The sequence below is a fragment of the Actinopolymorpha sp. B11F2 genome, from assembly GCF_040195635.1.
Lineage (GTDB): Bacteria > Actinomycetota > Actinomycetes > Propionibacteriales > Actinopolymorphaceae > Thermasporomyces.
The window spans coordinates 1-23,740 of sequence record NZ_JBEFTX010000001.1 but is presented as its reverse complement, the minus strand read 5'-3'; the positions used below and the strand labels follow the sequence as shown (position 1 = coordinate 23,740).

The 23,740-nt window shown below is 68.0% G+C and carries 21 protein-coding genes and 1 riboswitch; of the genes, 16 read left to right on the top strand and 5 right to left on the bottom strand.

Annotated features, from left to right (window positions below; genetic code table 11):
- The first annotated feature begins 91 nt into the window (after nucleotides 1-91).
- Both ABN034_RS00105 and ABN034_RS00100 read left to right on the top strand, forming a co-directional pair.
- Nucleotides 92-1,645 carry an alpha-glucosidase/alpha-galactosidase gene (locus ABN034_RS00105; RefSeq protein ID WP_349688912.1) on the top strand — a complete coding sequence of 518 codons (1,554 nt, stop codon included), beginning with the start codon at nucleotides 92-94 and terminating at the stop codon, nucleotides 1,643-1,645.
- A gap of 2 nt (nucleotides 1,646-1,647) precedes the next feature.
- Nucleotides 1,648-2,922 carry a glycoside hydrolase family 140 protein gene (locus ABN034_RS00100; RefSeq protein WP_349688911.1) on the top strand — a complete coding sequence of 425 codons (1,275 nt, stop codon included), beginning with the start codon at nucleotides 1,648-1,650 and terminating at the stop codon, nucleotides 2,920-2,922.
- 35 nt (nucleotides 2,923-2,957) lie between these two features.
- Here the strand turns inward: ABN034_RS00100 and ABN034_RS00095 are convergent, their stop codons facing one another.
- Entirely contained in the window at nucleotides 2,958-3,686 is a 729-nt protein-coding gene (locus ABN034_RS00095; RefSeq protein WP_349688910.1) for an Rv1486c family protein, read from the bottom strand.
- A gap of 106 nt (nucleotides 3,687-3,792) precedes the next feature.
- Between ABN034_RS00095 and ABN034_RS00090 the strand changes: the two genes are divergently transcribed.
- The 6 genes from ABN034_RS00090 to ABN034_RS00065 all read left to right on the top strand — a co-directional run bounded on the left by ABN034_RS00090 (nucleotide 3,793) and on the right by ABN034_RS00065 (nucleotide 8,809).
- Nucleotides 3,793-4,578 carry an ABC transporter ATP-binding protein gene (locus ABN034_RS00090; protein ID WP_349688909.1) on the top strand — a complete coding sequence of 262 codons (786 nt, stop codon included), beginning with the start codon at nucleotides 3,793-3,795 and terminating at the stop codon, nucleotides 4,576-4,578.
- A gap of 75 nt (nucleotides 4,579-4,653) precedes the next feature.
- Nucleotides 4,654-5,127, top strand: a complete 474-nt coding sequence (locus ABN034_RS00085; protein WP_349331599.1) for an NfeD family protein — start codon at nucleotides 4,654-4,656, stop codon at nucleotides 5,125-5,127.
- Between the two features lie 130 nt (nucleotides 5,128-5,257).
- On the top strand, nucleotides 5,258-6,412 hold the full coding sequence (locus ABN034_RS00080; RefSeq protein WP_502877650.1) for an SPFH domain-containing protein: 1,155 nt from the start codon (nucleotides 5,258-5,260) through the stop codon (nucleotides 6,410-6,412).
- Complete coding sequence (locus ABN034_RS00075; protein ID WP_349688908.1) at nucleotides 6,409-7,173, top strand: sulfite exporter TauE/SafE family protein; 765 nt, start codon at nucleotides 6,409-6,411, stop codon at nucleotides 7,171-7,173. The genes ABN034_RS00080 and ABN034_RS00075 overlap by 4 nt, the downstream gene beginning before the upstream one ends.
- A 130-nt stretch (nucleotides 7,174-7,303) precedes the next feature.
- Nucleotides 7,304-8,365 (top strand): M48 family metallopeptidase, encoded by a 1,062-nt coding sequence (locus tag ABN034_RS00070; RefSeq protein ID WP_349688907.1) that lies wholly within the window; start codon nucleotides 7,304-7,306, stop codon nucleotides 8,363-8,365.
- A gap of 6 nt (nucleotides 8,366-8,371) precedes the next feature.
- Complete coding sequence (locus ABN034_RS00065; protein WP_349688906.1) at nucleotides 8,372-8,809, top strand: cupin domain-containing protein; 438 nt, start codon at nucleotides 8,372-8,374, stop codon at nucleotides 8,807-8,809.
- 77 nt (nucleotides 8,810-8,886) lie between these two features.
- On the opposite strand, the gene ABN034_RS00060 is transcribed toward ABN034_RS00065, so the two are convergent.
- Nucleotides 8,887-9,471 (bottom strand): YbaK/EbsC family protein, encoded by a 585-nt coding sequence (locus ABN034_RS00060; RefSeq protein WP_349688905.1) that lies wholly within the window; start codon nucleotides 9,469-9,471, stop codon nucleotides 8,887-8,889.
- Between the two features lie 127 nt (nucleotides 9,472-9,598).
- Here ABN034_RS00060 and ABN034_RS00055 point away from each other — a divergent pair, with 127 nt between their 5' ends.
- The 3 genes from ABN034_RS00055 to ABN034_RS00045 all read left to right on the top strand — a co-directional run bounded on the left by ABN034_RS00055 (nucleotide 9,599) and on the right by ABN034_RS00045 (nucleotide 12,117).
- Nucleotides 9,599-10,006, top strand: coding sequence for an ArsR/SmtB family transcription factor (locus tag ABN034_RS00055; RefSeq protein WP_349688904.1), 408 nt, complete (start codon nucleotides 9,599-9,601; stop codon nucleotides 10,004-10,006).
- A complete protein-coding gene (locus tag ABN034_RS00050; protein WP_349688903.1) occupies nucleotides 10,003-10,830 on the top strand; it encodes a TrmH family RNA methyltransferase in 828 nt (275 codons plus the stop codon). Before ABN034_RS00055 ends, ABN034_RS00050 begins: the two co-directional genes overlap by 4 nt.
- Nucleotides 10,831-10,896: 66 nt before the next feature.
- Entirely contained in the window at nucleotides 10,897-12,117 is a 1,221-nt protein-coding gene (locus tag ABN034_RS00045; protein WP_349688902.1) for an aminoglycoside phosphotransferase family protein, read from the top strand.
- A 4-nt stretch (nucleotides 12,118-12,121) separates the two neighbouring features.
- Here the strand turns inward: ABN034_RS00045 and ABN034_RS00040 are convergent, their stop codons facing one another.
- Nucleotides 12,122-12,880, bottom strand: a complete 759-nt coding sequence (locus tag ABN034_RS00040) for a (2Fe-2S)-binding protein (RefSeq protein ID WP_349688901.1) — start codon at nucleotides 12,878-12,880, stop codon at nucleotides 12,122-12,124.
- A 151-nt stretch (nucleotides 12,881-13,031) separates the two neighbouring features.
- Between ABN034_RS00040 and ABN034_RS00035 the strand changes: the two genes are divergently transcribed.
- The gene (locus ABN034_RS00035; RefSeq protein WP_349688900.1) at nucleotides 13,032-14,057 is read left to right on the top strand and encodes a zinc-dependent alcohol dehydrogenase family protein; all 1,026 of its coding nucleotides are present in this window, start codon (nucleotides 13,032-13,034) and stop codon (nucleotides 14,055-14,057) included.
- 20 nt (nucleotides 14,058-14,077) lie between these two features.
- On the opposite strand, the gene ABN034_RS00030 is transcribed toward ABN034_RS00035, so the two are convergent.
- Nucleotides 14,078-15,172, bottom strand: a complete 1,095-nt coding sequence (locus tag ABN034_RS00030; protein WP_349688899.1) for a ribonucleotide-diphosphate reductase subunit beta — start codon at nucleotides 15,170-15,172, stop codon at nucleotides 14,078-14,080.
- A gap of 29 nt (nucleotides 15,173-15,201) precedes the next feature.
- On the bottom strand, nucleotides 15,202-18,150 hold the full coding sequence (locus ABN034_RS00025; protein WP_502878952.1) for a ribonucleoside-diphosphate reductase subunit alpha: 2,949 nt from the start codon (nucleotides 18,148-18,150) through the stop codon (nucleotides 15,202-15,204).
- Between the two features lie 89 nt (nucleotides 18,151-18,239).
- A riboswitch (cobalamin riboswitch) is annotated at nucleotides 18,240-18,561 on the bottom strand.
- Between the two features lie 236 nt (nucleotides 18,562-18,797).
- On the opposite strand from ABN034_RS00025, the gene ABN034_RS00020 reads away from it, so the two are divergent.
- The 4 genes from ABN034_RS00020 to ABN034_RS00005 all read left to right on the top strand — a co-directional run.
- The gene (locus ABN034_RS00020) at nucleotides 18,798-20,480 is read left to right on the top strand and encodes a GxGYxYP domain-containing protein (RefSeq protein ID WP_349688897.1); all 1,683 of its coding nucleotides are present in this window, start codon (nucleotides 18,798-18,800) and stop codon (nucleotides 20,478-20,480) included.
- A 209-nt stretch (nucleotides 20,481-20,689) separates the two neighbouring features.
- Nucleotides 20,690-21,415 carry a GntR family transcriptional regulator gene (locus ABN034_RS00015; protein WP_349688896.1) on the top strand — a complete coding sequence of 242 codons (726 nt, stop codon included), beginning with the start codon at nucleotides 20,690-20,692 and terminating at the stop codon, nucleotides 21,413-21,415.
- A 130-nt stretch (nucleotides 21,416-21,545) separates the two neighbouring features.
- Entirely contained in the window at nucleotides 21,546-23,357 is a 1,812-nt protein-coding gene (locus ABN034_RS00010) for an extracellular solute-binding protein (protein WP_349688895.1), read from the top strand.
- 58 nt (nucleotides 23,358-23,415) lie between these two features.
- The coding region (locus ABN034_RS00005; protein ID WP_502878944.1) for an ABC transporter permease family protein at nucleotides 23,416-23,740 on the top strand (325 nt) is incomplete at its 3' end.

The following is a 23,740-nucleotide window of genomic DNA, read 5'->3' as shown; positions in this document are numbered from 1 at the left end:
GTTGGCACCAGACGCTCCTGGCCTGGCCGCTCCTGGCCGACCGGCCGCGCCCCGCTTGTCGTGACATCTGAGGTGTGCCGATGGTGGAGGCATGACGATCCGAATCGCGATGCTCGGCGCCGGCTCCCTCGGCTTCACCCGCCGGCTGGTGCGCGACATCCTCACGGTGCCCGAGCTGGCCGACACGACGTTCGCGTTCTACGACATCAACGAGCGCAACCTCGAGATGGTGACCCAGCTGGTCCGGCGCGACATCGACGCCAGTGGTCTGCCCGCCGTGATCGAGCCGACTCTGGACCGCCGCGGCGCCCTCGACGGCGCCGACTACGTCTTCTCGGTGATCCGTCAAGGTGGACTTGACGCTTTCCGGACCGACATCGAGATCCCGTTGAAGTACGGCGTGGACCAGTGCGTGGGCGACACCCTGTGCGCCGGCGGCGTGATGTACGCCCAGCGAACGATTCCGGCCCTGCTGGACTTCTGCAAGGACATCCGCGAGGTCGCGGGGCCCGACGTGCTGTTCCTGAACTACTCCAACCCGATGGCGATGAACACCTGGGCGTGCAACGAGTACGGCGGGGTGCGGACCGTCGGGCTCTGCCACGGCGTCCAGGGCGGGCACTGGCAGATCACCCGGTGCATCGAGCACTGGGCGAAACGCGAGGGCATGATCGGTCCGGACGAGACGCTGCACCGCAGCGAGGTCGACATCATCGCGGCCGGGATCAACCACCAGACGTGGTACGTCAAGGCGCAGTGGCGCGGGATCGACATGATCCCGAAGATGCTGGAGCTCTTCGAGGGCCACCCCACGTACCCCCAGACCGAGAAGGTCCGGATCGACGTCCTCCGGCGGTTCGGCTACTACAGCACCGAGTCCAACGGCCACCTGTCGGAGTACGTCCCGTGGTACCGCAAGCGGGTCGCGGAGATCCCCGACTGGATCGACCTGTCCAGCTGGATCAACGGCGAGACCGGCGGCTACCTCCGGGTGTGCACCGAGGGGCGGAACTGGTTCGAGACCGACTTCCCGAACTGGATGAAGGAGGACCCCAAGCCGATCACCGCCGAGGGCCGCAGCGAGGAGCACGGGTCGTACATCATCGAGGGCCTGGAGACCGGCCGGGTCTACCGTGGGCACTTCAACGTCGTGAACGACGGCATCATCACCAACCTGCCGCAGGGCAGCGTGATCGAGGTGCCGGGGTACGTCGACCGCAACGGCATCAACGTTCCCGTCGTCGGCGACCTCCCGCTGGCGTGTGCGGCCACCTGCGCGGCGAGCATCCGGGTGCAGGAGATGGGCAAGGAGGCGGCGGTCCACGCCGACGTCACCCTGCTCAAGCAGGCGATGCTCCACGACCCGCTGGTCGGCGCGGTCTGCAACCCCGAAGAGGTCTGGCAGATGACCGACGAGATGCTCGTGGAGCAGGCGCGGTGGTTGCCGCAGTACGCCGAGGACATCCCGGCCGCCCGTCAACGCCTCCTTGACGCCGAACGGCACGGCACCCGGGTCAAGACCGTCACCACCGAGGGCGCCGCCCGGCTGCACACCAAGACCGTCGAGGAGATGGCCGCCGACCGCGAACGTTCCCGCGCCAACGCGGCCGCGGCCGACAAGGCCGGCATGACGAAGACCAGCTGACGGTGAAGCCACTGGCGACAGCGCCGACCGGTGACCACTTCCTTGCGGACGGCTCACCGGTCGTGCCCTGTGCGGACACGGTGTGGGCGGCGTTCACGGACGCGCGCCCGGACGAGTGGGAGAGTTACCTCTCGCTCCGGCGCAGCCAGGGCTTCGACACGATGCTGATCAGCGTCCTGCCGATCCTGCACGACCGGAGCGTGCACGAGACGACCCGCGAGCCCTACCCGCTCCGCGACGACGGGACGTACGACTTCACCGCGCCCGACGGGGACTACTTCACGGCCGCGCAGGAGATGGTCGAGCGAGCCGCGGAGCAGGGCATTCGGGCGGCGCTGGTCGCGCTGTGGTGCACCTACGTGCCAGGCACCTGGGGCTCGGACCGGAACCCACACGCCGTGATGTCGCAGCAGGAGACGGCGGACTATCTCGAGCTGCTGACGAGGACGTTCCATGCGTACGACCCGATCTACATAGCGAGCGGGGACGACAAGTTCGCCACACCGGAAGCCGTGGAGCGCTACGCCTGGACCTTGGGCCAGCTTGCCAAGCTCGCGCCCGACTGCCTCACCACCCTCCACTCGACACCTGACACCGACCTGCCGGCGACACTCGCCGACTCGCCCGACCTCGACTTCTACAGCTACCAGTCGGGTCACGGACACGGGCACCAGGCGAAGGCGTACGACCTGGCCGAGCTCTACCTGGGCAAGCCCGTCCGCCGGCCCGTCGTGAACCTGGAGCCGTGTTACGAAGGACACGGCTACGGGCAGGGGCTTGGGCGCTTCACCCGTGACGACGTACGCCGGGCGACCTGGTGGAGCCTGCTCGGCGGCGCCTCGGCCGGCATCGGCTACGGCGCGCACGGCCTGTGGGGATGGCACCGGCCGGGCAGCCGGTTCACCAGCGGCGCATGGTCGGGGGAGCCCTTCACCTGGGACGTCGCGCTCCACCTCGACGGTGCGTGGGACGTGGGTTTCGCGCGGTCAGTCGTGGAGGACCATGGCCTCTACCGCTGTGCGCCGAGGCAGGACCTGATCGCGACCTCGCCGCCGGGCGTGCGGGTCGCGGCAACGCCCGACCTGGCGACCGTCGCCGTGTACGTTCCCCATCCGTTCGACGTCGAGTTGGGTGTCGACCTCGGTGGGTACGCCGTGACCGCATGGGACCTCGGCAACCGGCGCCGGGTCACCCCCGCCCTGGGGACCGGGGCGACCGGGACCGTTCTCCGGCAGCCGGCGTACCTCAGCGACACGGTCTATCTCCTCAGCGGCTGACCTGGCGCGGCTGACCGGGCACAGGACGCGAAGGCTCACCGCGGCGGACCGCAGGCGGCGACCAGGGCCCGCCGGGCGGCGCGGTCGAGGCGGCGGAGCGCCTGGCGGCGCGAGTCCGCCTCGAACGCCGTCACCGCGCCGCCGTCGTCGACGAGGGCGAGCTCGCACACGAGAAGGCACCGCCGGGCTCGCGCTGCCAGCTCGTCGGCGCGGGGCGGGTAACCCGCCGGAAGGCCGTCATGTGCCTTGCGGCCAACGGATCGCAGATCGACAAGTGCCTCGGCGACCCCCGGCCGCCAGCGCGCGACGTCGAGGCCGGCCAACGCCTCGATGACGTCCTGCAGGGTCTGGGCGAGTTCCATCGTGACGTCGGCGAGGTCGAGGGGCGCCGGCGGATGGGCCGGCCACACCTTCCACTGCACCCCGGCACCGATCACATGGGGGACGAGGCCGAGCCCGGAGCCCTCGCAGACCACGGCCTCACCGACCTCGAGCGCAGCCTCGGTGAAGTCCCGTGGCCCGGCGAGACCGAGCGGGTCGCCGGGTGCGGGAAGCGCCACCACTGCCGCCCGGGTGCCCAGGTTGCGCAGGGTTCCGAGGGACAGCAGGACGGGGACCGGCTCGTCCTGGCCGGGCAGGCCGATCACGTGATGCGCGGCGTCGTCGCCCTTGATTCCCTCGTCCGCCTCATCGAGGCTCGTGGCGCCGGTGAGCCAGGCGTTGGTCCACGACGCGAGGCGCGCCGCCCGGGGCAACGTCAGCATGCATCTCACCCTATAAAGGGCGCGGCAGTCGCCGCCGCCCGCGAGCCGGGTGACGGACCGGACCATGGGGCGGGCCGTGGGTGGTGGTGCCGTAGGTTGTGCATCCATGAGCCCAGTTCTCGAGCTCACCGACGTCACGATCACGCGCAACGGCACCAAGCTCCTGGACCGGGTGAGCTGGTCGGTCGACGAGAGCGACCGGTGGGTGATCCTCGGACCCAACGGCGCGGGGAAGACGACACTGCTGCAGATCGCCTCGGCCCGGATGCACCCCACCAGCGGTAGCGCGACGCTTCTGGGGGAGACGCTCGGGTCGGTCGACGTCTTCGAGCTACGACCCCGGATCGGGCTGACGAGTGCCGCCATCGCCGACCGCATCCCTCGCCAGGAACGCGTGCGCGACGTCGTGGTTTCCGCCTCCTACGCGGTCCTCGGCCGGTGGCGCGAGAACTACGACAACCTCGACCACGAGCGCGCTACCCGGCTGCTCAGATGGCTCGGGGTCGGCGACCAGGCGGACCGGACGTTCGGGACATTGTCCGAAGGCGAACGCAAGCGCGTACAGATCGCCCGCGCCCTGATGACCGATCCTGAGCTCCTTCTGCTGGACGAGCCGGCCGCTGGCCTCGACCTGGCCGGGCGCGAGGGGCTCGTCCGTACCCTCGGGGACCTCGCCGCCGACGCGGCGTCCCCCGCCACGGTCCTGGTGACCCACCACGTCGAAGAGATCCCGCCGAGCTTCACCCACGTACTCCTGCTCCGTGCCGGCAGCGTCGTGGCGGCCGGACCCGTCAGAGAGACCCTGAGCTCACGGTCGTTGTCGGAGACGTTCGCGATGCCACTGCGGCTCTTCCGTTCCACCGAGCGGTGGACAGCACGGGCCAAGCGGTAAATGATGGCGCCCTCATCCGCACGCAGCGGCCCGGGGAGATTCCGGACCGACCCCTTGATCACGTAGGTTTTCACCATGAGCAACCTGCTGCAGTGGCTGGGCGAGCACCTGTGGGTCGCGTGGGTCGTTGTGGCCGGGATCCTCGCCGCGGTCGAGCTGCTGACCCTCGATCTGGTGTTCCTCATGCTCGCGGCAGGTGCGACCGCGGGGGCGCTCGCCGCCCTGGTGGGTGGCGGTCCGGTGATCTCGATCATCGTCTCGGTGGTTACCGCGTTCGCGATGTTGGGGGCCGTCCGCCCGGTCGCCCTTCGCCACCTCAAGCAGACGCCGATGATCCGAACCGGAATCTCTGCCCTCGTCGGCCAGACCGGCGTGGTCGTCGAGCAGGTCACCACGCGGAGTGGGACGATCAAGATCGGCGGCGAGGTCTGGTCGGCGCGTCCCTACGACGAGCAGTCGAGCATCGAGCCCGGCGTGACCGTCGACGTGCTCTCCATCGAGGGCGCGACAGCATTTGTGCACGAAGCGGGGAAGCCATGGAGTTCTTGATCAGACAGCCAGGCGGTCCCACTGTTCGACCTCGCGCGAGACTGGCCACAGCCGCGCGCGATCTTCAGGACCCTGACCAGGCGCCGTCGATCGACAACTCGGCGGCTGACGTTGACGAATCGGAGAAGCCGTGGATGTCTTGATTACCGTTGCTGTTCTGGCGCTCGTCGCCATCATCATCTTGGTCCGATCGGTCAAGATCATCCCGCAGGCGCGGGCGGGCATCGTCGAACGGCTTGGCCGGTACGCACGCACGCTCGGGCCGGGCCTGTCGATCATCGTGCCGTTCATCGACAAGGTGCGGTACACGATCGACCTTCGCGAGCAGGTCGTCTCGTTCCCTCCGCAGAACGTGATCACCGAGGACAACCTGGTGGTCGCGATCGACACGGTCATCTACTTCCAGGTGACCGACTCCGTGCGTGCGACGTACGAGATCGCCAACTTCGTCCAGGCGATCGAGCAGCTGACCCAGACGACGCTGCGGAACATCGTCGGTGGCATGGACCTCGAACGCGCCCTGACCAGCCGTGAGGAGATCAACACCGCGCTGGGTGCGATCCTCGACGAGGCGACCGGCAAGTGGGGCGTCAAGGTCAACCGGGTCGAGCTCAAGGGCATCGACCCGCCGCCGTCGATCCAGGACTCGATGGAGAAGCAGATGCGCGCCGACCGCGACAAGCGCGCGGCGGTTCTCACGGCCGAGGGTGTCCGGCAGTCGGCGATCCTCACCGCCGAGGGCGAGAAGCAGGCGGCGATCCTCACCGCCGAAGGTGACAAGCAGTCCCAGATCCTGCGGGCGCAGGCCCAGCGCGAGTCGCAGATCCTGCAGGCCGAGGGCGAGGCTCAGGCGATCGACACGGTGTTCAACGCGATCCACGAAGGCCGTCCGGACCAGGCACTGCTGTCCTACCAGTACCTCCAGATGATGCCGCGGATCGCACAGGGCGACTCCAACAAGGTGTGGATCGTGCCGAGCGAACTCGGCAAGGCCCTCGAGGGCGTGGGGTCGATCGTCGGCAAGCTCGGCGAACAGGCCCCGGTCGAACCGCCGGCGCGCGAAGGAACCTCCGGCGCGGCGGCCAAGCGCAAGAAGGTCGCGATCGAGGCGGAGAAGCACACCGACGAGGCGGTCCAGACGGCCGAGAGTGAAGTCGCGGCCGCCATCGCGGCGGCCGAGGACGCCGCGAAGGGCGGGATCGGCCGGCTCGGCCGGGGCACTCCCCATGACGTCGACGGCGGTGCGGCGGGCGAGGCCGGGCCGGAAGAGCCCAATAAGGCGTGACTGGCTGGGAACTGCTCGCAGTCTTCATCGCCGGGGTCGCGGCAGGCACCATCAACGCCGTCGTGGGGTCGGGAACGCTGATCACGTTCCCGACCCTGGTCGCGTTCGGTGTCCCTCCCGTGACCGCCAACGTCTCCAACACCGTCGGGCTCGCGCCCGGATCGGCGGCCGCCGCCTGGGGCTACCGTCGCGAGCTCGCGGGCCAGCGCGGCCGGCTGATCCGGCTGGGTTGCGCATCCGTGGCCGGTGCGCTCACCGGAGCGGTGCTGCTGCTGCGGCTTCCGGCCGAGGCGTTCGACATGATCGTGCCCGTCCTGGTCGGGATCGGCTGCGTCCTCGTCATCCTCCAGCCGTGGGTGTCCCGCCAGATGGCCGCCCGCCGGGAGACCCCCCACCCACCCCACCACCATGGCAGCTGGGCGTTGCTGCCGTTCGTGTACCTTGCGGGCGTCTACGGCGGGTACTTCGGCGCCGCGCAGGGTGTCATCCTTGTCGCGATCCTCGGGATCGGCCTCGACGAGACCCTGCAGCGGATCAACGCGGCCAAGAACGTCCTGGCCGGGCTCGTCAACGCCGTCGCCGCCGTCCTGTTCATCGTGATCGCCCACGTGGCCTGGCTTCCCGCCGGACTGATCGCCGTAGGGTCGGTGGCCGGCGGACTGCTGGGTGCCCACGTGGGCAGGCGCCTTCCGCCGGTACTGCTGCGTGGGGTGATCGTCGCCGTCGGCACCGTCGCCATCGTCGTCCTGCTCCGCCGGTGAGATTCGCGGTCCGGGAGCCGTGCGTTCGTGAACCCTGAGGGTAAACCCCGCGAACTCTCCTCGCCCGGTGCGCGTTGACCGGATAGCGTTCGTCCCAAGCCAGAAATCCTGCAGATGGGGGGAGTTCGGTATGCCCGACACCGAAGATCGTCCGGCCAGGTCCCGTCTCACGCTCACGGGGATCAGCTCCCGGGCCTGGGAGCATCCGGCGGACCGGGGCGCCCTGGTCGCGGTCAGGCAGTTGAAGGGCTTCGACCTGGTCCTGCGCAAATTGTCGGGCCTGATCAACGAACGCGCGTTGCGACTGATCTTCCTGGGCTCCGCCGTCCGGGCCGGTGACCGCCAGTTCCCCAAGATGCACCGCGTTTTCGCGGAGGCCGCCGCCTCGCTCGACGTGCGCGAACTGCCTGAGCTGTACGTCATGACCGGCCCGATGCCCAACGCCATGTGTATCGGCATCGACAAGCCGTTCATCGTCGTCAACAGCGCCCTGGTGGATCTGCTCGACGAGGAGGAGCTGCGCTTCGTCCTCGGCCACGAGCTGGGACACGCGCAGAGCGGCCACGCGCTCTACCAGTCCGTCCTCGTCTTCCTCATCCGGCTGAGTGGTGCGATCGCCTGGATGCCGCTCGGTGCGCTCGGTCTCCGGGCGATCATCGCCGCACTGATGGAGTGGTCGCGCAAGGCTGAACTGTCCGGTGACCGCGCCGGCCTGTTGGCCTGCCAGGATCCCGCGGTCGGTCTGCGTACGCACATGAAGCTCGCGTCCGGCGGTCACCTCGAAGACGTCGACGCGACGGCGTTCCTGGCACAGGCGGCGGAGTACGACGCGGCGGGGGACCTGCGCGACAGCGTGCTCAAGCTGTTGCTGTTGGAGGCGCGCAGTCACCCGTTCCTCGCGGTTCGGGCGGCAGAGCTGAAGCACTGGGTGGACAACGGCGACTACTCCAGGATCCTTTCCGGTGACTACCCGCGCCGGGACGGCGACGGCGACGCGAGGATGAGCGATGAAGCCCGGCGTGCAGCGGATTCCTACAAGGAGACGTTCGCGCGTTCGCAGGACCCGCTGATGAAGATCTTCTCCGACCTCCCTGGCGCAGTGGACGGCGTGCGCGACAAGGTGTCGGGATGGTTCGGCAACCGGTCCAGCCCGTCCAGCTCGTCCAGCTCGTCCAGCTCCAACCGGGACTGACCACGGGTGGGTGACGTCCGGCCCTGGCTGGCCGAACAGCTCGACCTCGCGGCCCACCCGGAGGGTGGATGGTTCCGGCAGACCTGGACGACCGACGCGTCGTTCACCCCGGATGGCTATCCCGGTCCTCGAGCGGCGGCGAGTGCGATCTATTTCGCCCTGCACCCGGGTGAGGTGTCACGCTGGCATGTCGTACGTTCCGACGAGCTTTGGTTGTGGCACCGCGGTGGACCTTTGCGCCTCCTGCTGGGCGGTGCAGGCGACGAACCGGCGGGCGACACGACCGAGGTGCTACTCGGACCGGACCTCGACGCGGGTCAGCGGCCGCAGCGTCTCGTGCCCGGTGGCGTCTGGCAGGCGGCCGAGCCGGCCGGATCCGAGCCGGTCCTGGTGAGCTGTGTGGTCGCGCCGGCGTTCGACTTCGCCGACTTCCGGATGCTCTGACGCGGGGACCGTCAGTCGTTCGCGGCGAAACTGGCCGTGAGCAGCGAGGACCTGGCGGAGCTGCCTCTGCGTCCCCGTCAATTCGGGGTGGTGCCGGACGGAGCGGGGGACGCGAGATCGGGTACGACGGTGGCCTGGGGGAGTGCGGCAAGGGCGCGACCGGAGACGAAGAGCTTCGACCGCCGCAGTCCGCTGCCCACCACCGCAATTTCGGTCTCGGCCACGCGTGCGTCGACGAGGATGGGCCAGCCGTCCGGGAGACCGAACGCCGTGATGCCGCCGTACTCCATGCCGGTCTCGGCGACGGCGGTGTCCATCGGTGCGAACGACGCCTTCCGGGCGTCGAGGCGACGGCGGATGACGCCGTTGACGTCGGCGCGAGTGGTGGCGAGGACCAGAGCGGCCGCATATCGCGTCTCGCCGCCTCGCCGCCCGGCGATGATGACGCAGTTGGCGGAGATCTCGAGCGGGATGTCGTACGCGGCGCAGAAGGCGGCGGTGTCGGCGAGCTCAGGATCGATCTCGCCGACCCGGACCTCCTCGATCGGGACTTCGGTGATCGTCCAGGTGCCCAGGGCGCCCAGGACCGGCTCCGCGAGGAGGTCAGGGCGGGCAAGGGCGGGTTGGGTGAGCAGCTTGCCGATCTCGAGGGTGTCGCTCATGCGCACCATTGTGGTCGCGAGGGAGACTCGCGGTGCTACCAGACCCGCGGTAGGTGACACCATCGGCCAGGCCGGGCAACAACCTCAGCATTGACTTATATAAGCCCCGACTGACATAGTGGGTCGGATGCATGCGTTCGACGTCCTCGGCGACCCGGTCCGCCGGCGGATCCTGGACCTGCTCGCCGACGGCGAGCGGGCTGCCGGGGAGGTCGGCGGCATCGTCCAGGAGGAGTTCGGCATCTCCCAGCCGGCGGTGTCGCAGCACCTGAGAGTGCTCCGCGACAATGGGTTCACCCAGGTGCGCGCGGAGGGCGCCCGGCGCTTGTACTCCGTCGATCCGACGCCCCTGCAGGAGATCGACATGTGGCTGGAGCGGTACCGGCGGTTCTGGACCCAGCGCCTCGACGCGCTCGGCACCGAACTCGCACGCGGACGACGCGAACGCCGCCAACCCACGACGGCGAAGGCCACGCCAATGGACCCATCACCCCAGGGTCCCTCGGCGGAGAAGGACGAGAGTACGAACCGATGAACGCCGTTAGTCCCGCACACACCTCCCCGGTCGTAGGAATCGACACCCTCGACGACCCGCGGTTGCGCGACTACGCCAACCTGCGCGACGTCAGCCTGCGCAAGAGCCTGGAAGCGGCGGAGGGCATCTTCATCGCCGAGGGCGAGAAGGTGATCCGGCGAGCGATCGAAGCGGGCTATCCGGTGCGGTCGTTCCTGATGAGCGAGCGGTGGGTGGACGGCCTGCGAGACGCCATCCCGCCGGGAGTGCCGTGCTACGTCGCGCCACCTGCCGACCTGGCCCGGGTGACCGGGTTCCAGGTTCACCGGGGTGCCCTGGCGTCGATGGCCCGGGTTCCGCTGCCGCCGGTGGGCGAGGTCGTCTCCGGGGCGAGCCGGATCCTCGTCCTGGAGGACATCGTCGACCACACCAACGTGGGCGCGATTTTCCGCGGCGCGGCCGCCTTCGGTATCGAGGCGGTCGTTCTGGCACCTCGATGCGCCGATCCGCTCTACCGCCGCTCGGTCAAGGTGTCGATGGGTGCGGTGTTCTCGGTGCCCTACGCCCGGATGAGCACCTGGTACGACGGTCTCGGCGCGCTGCGCCACCTCGGCTTCGACGTCATCGCCCTCACCCCGGCGACCGATGCCGAGCCTCTCCCGCGCGTCGTCCGGCGGTCCCATCGTCCCGCCCTCGTGCTCGGCACCGAGGGTGACGGGCTGTCGGCCCGCTGGGAAGGACAGGCCGACGTGCGCGCGCGGATCCCGATCAGTCCGGCGGTCGACTCACTCAACGTCGCGGCGGCAGCCGCGGTGGCCTGCTACCTCCTCACCTGCCAGGACTGACGCGACGGTGCGCCAGGGTCTGAAACCCCGTTGTCCGACCGTCACGCGGGTTCGTACGGTGCGACCATGACGCGGACAGTGACGCTGGTCCTCCTCGACAAGGCCGGTGAGCCGCTGGGCTCGCTGGCGCCGTTCACCGTGGAGACACCATGGTGGCCGGAGGTCGGCTTTGTCGTCGATACCGCCCGGGCGCTTTGGAGCATCGACGTGGTCGTCCTCCGGACCATCGGCCCGCCGGACCGGTCGGGCCCGCCGGGGGGAGAGGTCACCTATGTCGCCGAGGTCGACACGGCGTCGCGGCTTCCGACGCTCGCCCCGGCGGACGAGGGAGTCAAAGCCGATCTTGCACCTCATTCCCACCGCGCACCCTGGGCCTCGCCTGGTGGGCCAGCCGCCACCATCGCCTGGGCAACAGCCGCGCTCGAGGCGAGGGGAGTGACGCCGACAGCGTTCGTCCAGCGCAAGAGCTGGAATCTGTCCGCCATCTGGCGGGTGGACACCGCCGAGTCGCCACTGTGGCTCAAACAGCTGCCGACGTTCTTCGCCCACGAGCCGGCACTGCTGCGCTGGCTTGGTGCGGCGGTGCCTGGTGTGGCGACCGAGCTCATCACCGGCGAGGGCGGACGCGCACTGCTCGCGCATGTCCCGGGCGAGGACCGGTTCGGGGCGTCGGCGGCGGAGCTTCGCGAGATGCTCACCGACCTGCACCGCATTCAGGCCTACGCCGCGGACCGGATCGAGGAGTTGCTCGACCTCGGTGTACCCGACCGGCGGAACCACCTTGCTCTGCCCGCGATCCAGGCGGTGGCGGCAAGGTACGGCCCGACACTGGAGCCTGCGCTCCGTACGTCCCTGGACACGCTCGTGGACGGTCTTCCGGAGCGGTTCGCCGAGGTGGCGGCCTGCGGCCTGCCCGACACGCTCGTCCACGGCGACTTCCAGGGCGGCAACGTCCGCTCAGACGGCCAGCGCCGGGTCATCATCGACTGGGGCGACTCGACGATCGGCGATCCGACCATGGACATCGCCCGTGCGATCGGCGGACTGCCGGACGCCGACAGAGACACGCTCGTGAACGAGTGGGCGGCGCGATGGCGGAGTCACACGCCAGGCTGCGACCCGGCGAGAGCGCTGCAGCTCATGCTTCCCGTGGTCGATCTTCTGTACGCCGTGGTCTATACCGGCTTCCTGGACCAGATCGAACCGTCGGAGTGGCCGTATCACCGAGATGACCCACCCGACTGCCTGCGTTCGGCCGTGCGAAGGGCCGATCTCATCGCGTCGTGACGCTTCAGCCAGCCGGCTGCCGACTCAGCGGGCAGTCGCCACACAGACCTCCGCCGGGCACGCGGTAGTAAAGGCAGCAGGAGGTACGTACGAAGCCGGTCAGCGTGGGCGCCTCGCCGGTTCCCGCCAGCGGCGGTCGGGTGAACAGGTCCTCGACAAGTCGTACGCCGGCGGTCTCCAGGTCGGGCCGGGCCCGGACCAGGACACCGATCGATCCGACGAGGGCCGACGCAGCATTGCCCCACAGCAGGGCGTCGGGAATCTTGACGTGGGTCTGGACCGCTGCGACCAGCCCTACCAGGTGGGTCTCGACGACGCGGTGGTACACGGCTTGGCCATGGTGGGGAAGGGCTGAGCGCTCGAGGATCCGCGCGTCAGGCAGGTCCAGGGCGCTCGGCGGCTCCGGCGCGGCACGCAGGTCCGGCGCGTCCGGCGGGTCCGGCCGCGGGCAGAGCCGCAGTCGCCCGCCGTTGCGCCGTGGTGCCCACCACGTGGTGGCGGGTACGAGGTCCGGCATGCGGTCGTACAGCAGGGCGCACCCCGCCACCACCGACCACAGCCGGGCGGCCAGCCCTTGGACGAGGATCGACGCGCCGACCCGCGGTTCGTCGGTATGAAGGGACACCGCGACCTGGTGGACGTAGCGCAGCAGGGCCGGATGCCCGGCGTACAGCTCTGCGAGCGGCGGATCCGACGGCTCGTCCGGCACCCGGTCGACGGTGAAGTACTCACCGAGGGGAGCGAGTGCGCCGAAGAGCGACATGGCCCGATTCCACCACGCCGCCACCAGGTGCTCGAAGCCGCCGCACTGGGTTTGTGCGCCGATCGACGAGAACGCCGCCAGCCGGGATGTGGGGAGCCGCGAGTCAGGCGATTGCCCTTGGAATTGGTCATCTAAGGGAGAGGATGCCGACATGACCTCTGTTCCGGACATGATGCGTGCCTGGGTGGTAGCCGAACCCGGCCGGCTCGACCAGGTGGAGCTCCCGGTTCCGCGACCGGCGGCCGACGAGGTGCTGGTCCAGGTGCGCGTGTGCGGCGTGTGTCGGACGGACCTGCACGTACGCGACGGTGACCTCCCGCCGCACCGGTCGCCTGTCGTACCGGGGCACGAGGTCGTGGGCAGGGTCGTTGGCACCGGCGCCGACGTGCCTGACACGTACGGCATCGGGATGCGGGTCGGCGTGCCATGGCTGCGGCACACCGACGGGACCTGCACCTACTGCCGGCGAGGCCGGGAGAACCTCTGCCCGCGTTCGATCTACACCGGGTGGGACGCGGACGGCGGCTATGCCGAGTACCTCACCGTGCCGGCGGCGTATGCGTACGATCTGCCGGAAAGGGACTTCGGCGCCTACACCGAGGCCGAGCTCGCGCCACTGCTGTGCGCCGGCATCATCGGCTACCGCGCCTACCGGCGGGCGGACCTGCCACCGGGTGGGCGGCTCGGCATCTACGGTTTCGGCGGCTCGGCACATCTCACCGCCCAGGTCGCCATCGCCCAGGGCGCGACAGTTCATGTGCTCACCCGGTCGCGGGAGGCCCAGGAGCTGGCGCTGTCTCTCGGTGCCACCTCCGCGGCCGGCGCCGACGACGCACCACCGGAACCGCTCGATGCCGCGATCCTGTTCGCCCCGGTCGGCGACCTGGTGCCGGTGGCACTCCAGGCGCTCGACCGGGGCGGGACGTTGAGCATCGCCGGCATCTACCTGACGCCGATCCCCCCGCTCGACTACGAACGCGACGTCTTCTGTGAACGCACCCTGCGTAGTGTCACGGCCAACACCCGGGCGGACGGCCGCGAGTTCCTGGCCGCGGCCGCCGCCCACAGGTTGCGGATCTCCGTGACACCGTACGCATTCGACCGGGCCGACATGGCGCTCGATGACCTCGCCGCCGATCGCGTCAACGGTGTCGCCGTCCTGGTGATGGACGACTGAGGGACCCCACGTGAGCCCACTCAGTCCCAGCTCAGTGCTCCACCACTTTGGTATTCGATCACCCGGGTCTCGAAGAAGTTCTTCTCCTTCGACAGATCCATGATTTCCGACATCCAGGGAAAGGGATTCTCGGCGCTGCCGGAGTCGGCGAAGACCGGTGCCAACCCGATCTGGACGCATCGCCGGTTGGTGATGAAGTGCATGTACTGCTCACACAACCCTGCGTTGAGTCCGAGCATGCCCTGGCCCATGGTGTCGCGACCGTAGGCCACTTCGAGCTCGCACCCCTCGACCAGCATTCGACGGATCTCGGCCTGGAACTCCTCGGTCCACAGACGTGGATTCTCACTCTTGATCTGGTTGATGGCGTCGATGCCGAAATTGAGATGGATCGATTCGTCCCGCAGGATGTATTGGTACTGCTCGGCGATTCCCACCATCTTGTTACGCCGACCGAGCGAGAGGATCTGGGCGAAGCCGGTGTAGAACCACATCCCTTCGAACACCACGTAGAACGCCACCAGGTCACGCAGGAACGCCTGGTCCTTCTCCTGCGTACCGGTCGTGAACGTGGGATCTTCCAGATGCCGGGTGTAGTCCAGCGCCCACGCCGCCTTGTCGGTGATCGAGGGGACTTCACGGTACATGTTGAAGAGCTCACCCTCGTCGAGGCCGAGGCTCTCGCAGATGTACTGGAACGTGTGCGTGTGCACGGCCTCCTCGAACGCCTGCCGCAGAAGGTACTGCCGGCATTCCGGATTCGTCAGGTGGCGGTAGACGGCGAGAACGATGTTGTTGGCCACCAGCGACTCCGACGTGGCGAAGAAGCCGAGGTTGCGTTTGAGCATCCGGCGCTCGTCGTCGGTGAGCCCGGTGGGCGACTTCCACAGGGCTATGTCGGCCTGCATGGACACCTCTGTCGGCATCCAGTGGTTGTTGCAGCCAGCGAGGTACTTCTCCCATGCCCAGCGGTACTTCACCGGCAGGAGCTGGTTGACATCGGCGCGGGCGTTGATCATCGCCTTGTCATCGACGCTGACCCGGCCGGCCCCGCGGTGGATCTCTCCCAGGCCGGTCGCGTCGGCCGGAGCGCTTGTCATGTCGGTCTCTGTCATGTGTCGGCTTCCTTTGTCGGGTCGTGTGGTCACTGGCAGGCTTCGCAGTCCGGATCGTCGAGTGCGCACACGGCGCCCTCGTCGACCTGGGTGACCGGGGCGGCGGCGGGAGAGACGGTGGGAGAGACGGCGTTGAGCTTTCCGTCGGTCCCGCGCAGCGTGCTCTTCTCGACGTGCGTGGCGCTCTGCGACCGCAGGTAGTACGTCGTCTTCAGTCCCCGGCGCCACGCCAGCCGGTAGAGCGCGTCGAGCTTGCGCCCACTCGGTGCGGCGACGTAGAGGTTGAGGGACTGCGCCTGGTCGAGCCACTTCTGCCGGCGTGCCGCCGCCTCCACCAGCCACGTCGGATCGATCTCGAAGGCCGTGGCGTACAACGCCTTCAAGTCGGCCGGTATCCGGTCGATCGGACCGACGCTCCCGTCGAAGTACTTGAGGTCCGTCACCATCACCGCGTCCCAGAGGCCGAGCTCCTTCAGGTCGTGGACGAGGTACGGATTGATCGCGGTGAAGTCGCCGGACATGTTGGATTTCACGAAGAGGTTCCGGTAAAGCGGCTCGATCGACTGGCCGACACCGCAGATGTTGGAGATGGTCGCCGTGGGTGCGATGGCCATGACGTTGGAGTTGCGCATCCCCGCCTCGACGACGCGGGCGCGTAGAGCGTCCCAGTCGAGCCGGGTGGACCGGTCGACGTCGAGCTGCCCGTCGCGGGCATCGGCGAGCAGTTCGAGGGAGTCGATCGGCAGGATTCCCCTGCTCCACAAAGATCCGTCGTACGTCTCGTAGCTTCCGCGCTCGGCGGCAAGATCCGCCGACGCGGCGATCGCGTAGTAGCTGATGAGCTCCATCGTGGTGTCGGCGAACTCCACCGCACGCTCCGACGACATCGGAACACGTTGGCGGAACAACGCGTCCTGGAAACCCATCAGGCCAAGGCCGACGGGCCGGTGCCGCAGGTTCGACCGGCGTGCCTCGGGGATCGTGTAGAAGTTGACGTCGATCACGTTGTCGAGTGCCCGCACCGCCGTGCGTACCGTGCGTGCCAGGTGGTCCTCGTCGATTCCGCCCTCACCCACGTGGTGCGCGAGGTTCACCGACCCCAGATTGCAGACCGCCACCTCCGCCTGATGGCCTGCGCCGGCCGAGGTGTTGAGGGTGATCTCGGTGCAGAGGTTCGACGAGTGCACGACGCCGACATGGCGCTGGGGGGAGCGGACGTTACACGGATCCTTGAACGTGATCCACGGATGGCCCGTCTCGAACAGCATCGTGAGCATCCGGCGCCACAGGTCGACCGCGCGTACCCGGCGGTGGACCTTGATCGCGCCGCGTTCAGCGCTCTTTTCGTACGCCTCGTAGGCGTCGGCGAAGGCTGGTCCGTAGAGGCCGTGCAGATCGGGTACTTCGTCGGGGGAGAAGAGCGTCCATTCCGCGTCGGCCTCGACTCGTTGCAGGAAAAGGTCGGGAATCCAGTTGGCGGTGTTCATGTCATGCGTACGCCGCCGGTCGTCACCGGTGTTCTTCCGCAGGTCGAGGAACTCCTCGATGTCGATGTGCCAGGTCTCCAGATAGGCGCAGGCCGCACCCTTGCGCTTCCCACCCTGGTTGACGGCGACCGCGGTGTCATTGGCGATCTTGAGAAACGGCACGACGCCCTGCGAATGGCCGTTGGTGCCCTTGATGTGGGCGCCCATTCCGCGGACCGGAGTCCAGTCGTTGCCGAGCCCACCGGCGTACTTCGACAACAGCGCGTTGTTCTTGATCCCGGAGAAGATGCCGTCGAGGTCGTCTGCCACCGTCGTGAGGAAACACGAGGAGAGCTGCGGGCGGGTCGTCCCCGCGTTGAACAGGGTCGGCGTCGAGCACATGAAGTCGAACGACGACAGCAGTTCGTAGAACTCGATCGCGCGGGCCTCCGGGTCGTCCTCGCGAAGCGAGAGCCCCATGGCCACCCGCATGAAGAACGCCTGCGGGAGCTCGAACCGGCTGCCCAGGCTCTGTCCGTCGGCCTCAGCCGTCGCCCCGGCCTCTGGATAGCCACGGATGAGGTACCTGTCGTAGAGCGTCTGCAGCCCCAGGAACTGGAACGCCAGGTCGCGCTCGGGCCGGATCGCCCCTCCCAGCCGGTCGAGGTCGAAACGCTCCAGCTCCGGGTCCAGCAGCTCCAACCGGACCGCGCGGCGCACGTAGTCGCGGAAGTAGCGGGGATACCGCGCGGCCATCTCCTCGTGGTTCGCCTCGTCGGGAGTGCCGGAGACGAACGTCAACGCCTCGCGCCGGAGCTTGTCGAGCAGCAGCCGGGCGCTCACGTGGGAGTACGCGGGATCGGTCTCGACGAACGTCCGGGCCGCCATGACGAGCGCGAGCTCCAACTCGGCCAGGCTGATCCCGTCGTAGAGGTTGCGGTGGACCTCGGTAAGGACCGAGCTCGCCGACACCGCCTCGAGACCCGCGCAGGACTCCTCGACGAGGTGGGTGAGGCGCCCCAGGTCCAACGGCTGGAGTTCGCCGTCAGGTCCCTTCACCCGTACAGCGGATCCGGCCTGGCTCTCGGCTTCGTCGCTGACAGTGGCGTGCTCACGTTCGATCCGGGCACGGGCGTGCTCCTCGCGGTAGAGCACGTACGCCCGCGCCACCCGGTGCTCACCCCCCCGCATGAGGGCGAGCTCCACCTGGTCCTGGATGTCCTCGATGTGGCAGATCCGGCCGAGGTCGGGATGCCGGGTGAGCGAGGCCACCACCTGGTGGGTCAGCTCCTCGACCGTCTCGTGGACCCTCGTCGAATCGCTCGCCTGCGGACCTTCGACGGCGAGGAACGCCTTCGTGAGGGCGACGGCGATCTTCGACGCGTCGAACGGCGACGTCGTACCGTCCCTGCGGACGACCTGGGTGTGCGGATGGGTTGCTGACATGGACGCTGTCTCCTTGCGAGCTCGATCGACGGTGCCCGTCGAGTCGGGGAAGAAGATGCGCGACACCGGCCTGCCGAGCGCGCACGAACGCGCCACGGCGTGGCGGCGGAACATCCCGGGCTCTTCCCTCGAGGCCGGCGGGCGGCGCGCACGGGGAGGTACGCGCACTGGTGGCAGGTCTTCGGACTCGCGGGCAGGTGCTTCCTACTGGCCATCGCTTCCCGGACATGCGTCCACGTCCAGTGCTTGACCGGCTGGATCCGTGCGTTCGCGACCACACGAGGCCGCACTTTTGCCACCAGGGCAGAAAGCACGACCGGAAATCACCACCGGTGATGGCGTTCGTTCCCGCTCACCGCTGCGGGGCAGTCCCGGATTCGCACCGGGTTCCCTCTTGACGGCGACGCCCCTGGACGGGGTGTCTCCGCGGCTCCGACGGCCTGGACGGCCGCAGGAACCACCAGCGAGCTAGAGGCTACATGTAGGGGCGGACAACACCGTGGAACCCAAGATGCGGTGTGTCGCGTGTCGCGCTGCGGAAGGCGGAAGGGTCGCGTACTCGCCTCGCCGGCACCGGTTCGGCACGTCCGAGTAGGGACGAATCCTGGCCGGCCGGAAGGCGGCTCAGTACGGTGCGAGCGATCCTGAACCACGCAGCGATAGGCCCCGGCTCGCGACGGAAGGCTGTGTCCGCCATGAACGATCGTCCCGGCATGTCCCGACGACAGGCGCTCGGCAGCGCGGCGTGGGGAGCGGCCGGTGCCGCCGTGTGGGGAGCCACGGGAGTCCCCCAGGCCGGCCCGGCAGCCGCCGCAGCCCCCACCGTGACGGCGCCCTTGGCTCCCGGCGCGCACCAGACCGCCGACGCGCTGTATCCGAAGGGGGTCCGCCCGACGAGGCTGTACGTGATCGGCGAAGGAGCGCTGAGTCCCGAGGAACGCGTTTTGGCCGGAACTCTTCAGGGCCAGCTGGCGCGCCGGAGCCGGGGCGGGAGCGACGACGATGTCCCGGGCATCTATCTCGACGTGCCCGGTGTCGGCTACCCGGTGTGGCTGGCCGACCTTGCCGAGCGCTACGACATCGAGCTGGTCCCGGTCGACGACCTCTGGACACTGGTCGACCGCTTTACCAGCCAGGGAACGAACGGCGGCCCCATCGACCGGTACGTCCTCTACCGCCGTGCCGAGCCGTCCATCAACGTCGCCACCACCGTCGCGGGGTTGACGGGCGCGGTCGCCGTGGAGGAGGCCCTGGAGCCGGTCGCCAAGCAGCACGGCCTGCGCAGAGTCGCGGACGTACGTGGCAAGGACGACCGCTGGGTGAAGGAGACGTACTGGTCGCGGTTGCGGCACGACCTCGTGGTGGAGCAGAAACCGGACTTCGCGAACCAGCTCCGCGACTACGCCACGATGGCCGGGGCTCTGATGTTCTACGACGGCAACTCGGACTTCCGTCGTTCGGTCGTCGGGGATCTCGCGCCGGACTCCGCCACGATCGGATGGGGCGACGCCTCCCAGGGCGAGGACAAGTTCGTGTCGGTGTCGTCACAGGCCGGCGTACGGACCATCCCTGCCGACCACGCGCGCAACCTGGCGCCGCTCTCCGGCATCCGCCACAGCCGACTCAGCCAGCGGGCCCCGGAAGGAGCGCTGGCGGCCACGCCGGAGGTCGATCCGGACACCCACTACGCCTCGTTCCTGATCACCGACGGCGACAACATCCAGTGGATGCTCGGAGACTTCCAGAGCAGTGCGAACTGGTTCGCGAGCCCACATCGCGGCGCGGTCGACCTCGGCTGGGGAATCTCGCCGTCGTTGATCGACCTCGCCCCCTCGGTCATGCGGTGGTACTACGACCACGCATCGGCGGGCGCCCATCGCGACCGCTTCGTCGCGGGTCCGTCGGGTGGGGGATACCTGTACCCGAGCATGTATCCGCGCGCGGAGCTGGACCTGCACACGGCCCGGCTGGCGACCTCCATGCGGCGTGCGGACCTCCACGTCGCGCAGATCATCGACTTCGACTCCTTTTCCGACACCGCCCTGTGGTCGGCCTATCTGCAGCGGGACCAGATCGACGGGCTCATCTACCTCGAGTACTCCCGCTACGACTCGCACAAGGGTGAGGTGGTCTGGGCACATGACAAGCCGGTGATCTCGGCGCGCACGATGCTCTGGGACGGCTTGGACGGCGGGGACGAGGCGAGCGTCACCGCCGAGCTCAACGCCGCCGAACGCGATCCGTCGAGTGCCGCCGGCTACTCGGTCGTCATGTGGCATGCCTGGAGCAAGACCGTGGACAGTGTGAAGACAGTCGTGGACAGCCTTGCTCCACACGTCAAGGTCGTACCACCGGACACCCTGGTCAAGATGGTCGCCGCTCACGCCAGTCGGTAGAGCCGGAGTCGGGAAGCATTACCCCCGCGGCAACGCGGACGAGGATCGCGGTCCCGCGCCCGCGCGGGACCCATTCTCGAACCGCCCGTCCTGGTGTCCTGAGCCGGACACGGCACCTCCTTGCGGGGTCGTACTGAATATAGGATCGTGGATCGACGATCGAGGATTGCTCATCGCGATGCTGGATCCAAGAGATGGTGAGGCGCGGGATGAGAGCACGTGAACGTGTCTCGGCGAGTAGCCGGAACGAACGCGTCTCGCTTCCGCGGAGACAAAATCTCGCCGACAACGTCTATGAGGCGCTCAAAGAGCTGATCATGGATGGCATCTTTCCGCAGGGCTCTCGGGTCAACCTCGACAAGGCCGCGCGGCAACTGCAGGTCTCGCAGTCACCACTGCGCGAGGCACTGGTCAGGCTGGAATCTGAAGGGCTGGTGATCAAGGAGCCGTTCCGGGGGTATTCGACGGCACCAGTCCTCAGCAAGAGAGAACTCGAAGACCTCTTCGAATTCAGGTTCGTCGTCGAACCATGGGCAGCCGCCCAGGCCGCCGCCCACATCACCGACGAAGGCGCAGGCCTTCTGACGGCGGAGATGGCGACCTTCTCGGAGGCCCCGAGCGGCACCTCGTACCACGATTACCGCGGCATGGCTCTGCACGACGCCCGGCTCCACGACCTGGTCCAGAAGCTGGCTGGAAACTGGCACATGCGACGTGCATTCCAACGTACGCACTGCCATCTGCACATTCTGCGGCTCTATTACCAAGGGGGAATGGGGTCAGCAGCCCTGCGCGAACATGGCCTGATCGTCGACGCGATCGCGAGCGGCGACCGGGACGCGGCCGCTGCCGCGATGCGCGCGCACCTCGAAGCATCGAGAGACCGGCTGCTCCCCGTGTTTACCGGTGAACGACAGGTTGCGGAGGACGACTGAGATGCCGCCGCTTCCCGTCTGGCTTCCGTCGGTGAAGTCCAAGGGGTCCGTAGACCTCCGCGATCTCATCGGTGGGAGCAGAAGCTGACCCGACCCCACCCACACGCTTCTGGCACGAAGGAGTACAGGAATGGCGGCAGAGGATACGTACCAGCCGGCGAAGAGCGCACTATGGAACGGGATGTCTCGGCGGGCCTTCGTCACCCGCGCGATAGGCCTGGGCCTTTCGGCCGCCACGGCTGGTTCGGTGCTGGCGGCCTGCAGCGGTGGCGGGGGACCAGAGGACGGGGGCAACGACAACCCCTTGGTGCCCAAGGGCGGTCCGAAGACGACACCGAACCAGGACGTCATCTATCCCGACGGCTATGTCGGCCCGATCGCGTCGAAGAAGGCGGCAGTCGTCAAGGAGAAGGTCACGTTGAAGATCGTCGTGCCACAGAGCACGTCGGTCGGCGACTGGAAGAACAACGCCTTCAGCAAGTGGTACGAGGAGAAGACCGGTGTCCACGTCGACTTCCAGGTGGTGGCCGGCGAGGCCGGCTCGCCGGACGCCTTGACGAAGGTCAACGCCATGATCGCGTCCGGCGACGTTCCCGACGCCTTCATGAACATCAACTTCTCTCCAGCGCAGCAGCTGCTCTATGGCTCCCAAGGGCTTTTCATTCCCCTGAACCAGCTCATCGAGGACTACGGCGCCGAGATCAAGCGACTCTTCAAGGACTACCCGGACGTCAAGGACCTCATCACCGCCAACGACGGCAACATCTACACGATGCCGTACGTGAATGACTGTTTCCACTGCAACTGCGGTGGGCAGCGGATGTGGATCTACCAGCCGTGGTTGGACAAGCTGAACCTCGACCCGCCGGAGACGCTGGAGGACTTCGAAGCGGTCCTGAAGGCGTTCAAGAACGAGGATCCCAACGGCAACGGGAAAGCCGACGAGATTCCGTTGATGGGCTACACCGACGCGCCGTTCAGTAGCTTCTTCATGGGATCCTTCCTCTACAACTCCGGCTACGCAGCGGGCGGAGCTTCGTGGCTGTACCTCGACGACCGCAAGGTCGACATCGCCGTGAACAAGGACGGTTGGCGCGAAGGGCTCCGCTACCAGAACCGACTCTTCCAGCAGGGCCTCATGGCCAAGGAGAGCTTCACCCAGGACGGCGAGCAGTTCGCGCGGATCGGGGACAAGGCAGGCGATCCTGTGCTCGGGGTCGCGCGGGCGTTCTACTGGGGAAGCTTCATGACCATCGACGTCGAGGACCCCATGTCCCGGTACAAGGACTACGTCGCCGTTCCGACACTCAAGGGACCGGACGGGACCGCGACGGCCCACTGGAACTACTACGGTGCGGCGGGGATCAACGGCGGCTTCGTCGTCACCAATGCCTGCAAGAACCCCGAGGTCGCGGTCAGTTGGGCCGACGGGCAGTACGAGCTCGAGGCGCTGCTGCAGGCGTACAACGGCGAGCAGGGCAAGGGCTGGCGTTGGGCCGAGGACGGCGAGGTCGGGATCAACGGCAAGCAGGCTCTGTGGACCACGATCGGGACCTGGCCTCCCGACGACGGCCTGTGGTGGGGCCAGCTCGGTGTGAACTACCGGTCGAGCGACTTCCGCCTCGGCGAGGTTGTCGATCCGGAGAAGCCGACGTTCGAGAAGCCTTTGTACGAGGAGTCCCAGAAGTACTACAACCTCCGTCAGGACCGGAGCGTTCAGCTCCCGCCCGTGTACATGAACGAGGAGCAGGCGGCGCAGGCGGGTGAGCTCGTCACCGCGATCGAGAACCACGTGGTCCAGCACGAGGCGAAGTTCACCATGGGTCAGCTCGACATCAACGACGACGCCGAGTGGCAGAAGTACGTCGACACCTTCGACCGGATGGGTCTGGCGAACTACCTGAATGCCTACCAGGCGGCCTACGAGGCGAAGTACGCCTGACGCGGACGTCTCACAACGACCAAGAAACCAGTCGAACGAGCGGGCGAGGAGGGGTGGCGTGGCTTCCACAGCCGTCCGGATAAGGGAGACCCGGTCCGACCGGATCTTCACGATTTCGAACTACGTCGTGCTGACGTTGTTCCTTCTCGCCGTGCTCTATCCTCTGGTATTCATCCTGTCCGCTTCGATGAGTGATCCGCTCGCGGTGTCGTCAGGGCGGGTCTGGTTATGGCCGGTCGACTTCAACTTCACCGGTTACCAGGCCGTCGTCGAGTACCGATCGATCGTGCGGGGATTCCTCAACTCCGTCTTCTACGCAGGCGTCGGAACGTTTGTCAACGTGACCTTGACATTGCTCGCGGCGTACCCGCTGTCACGGCGCG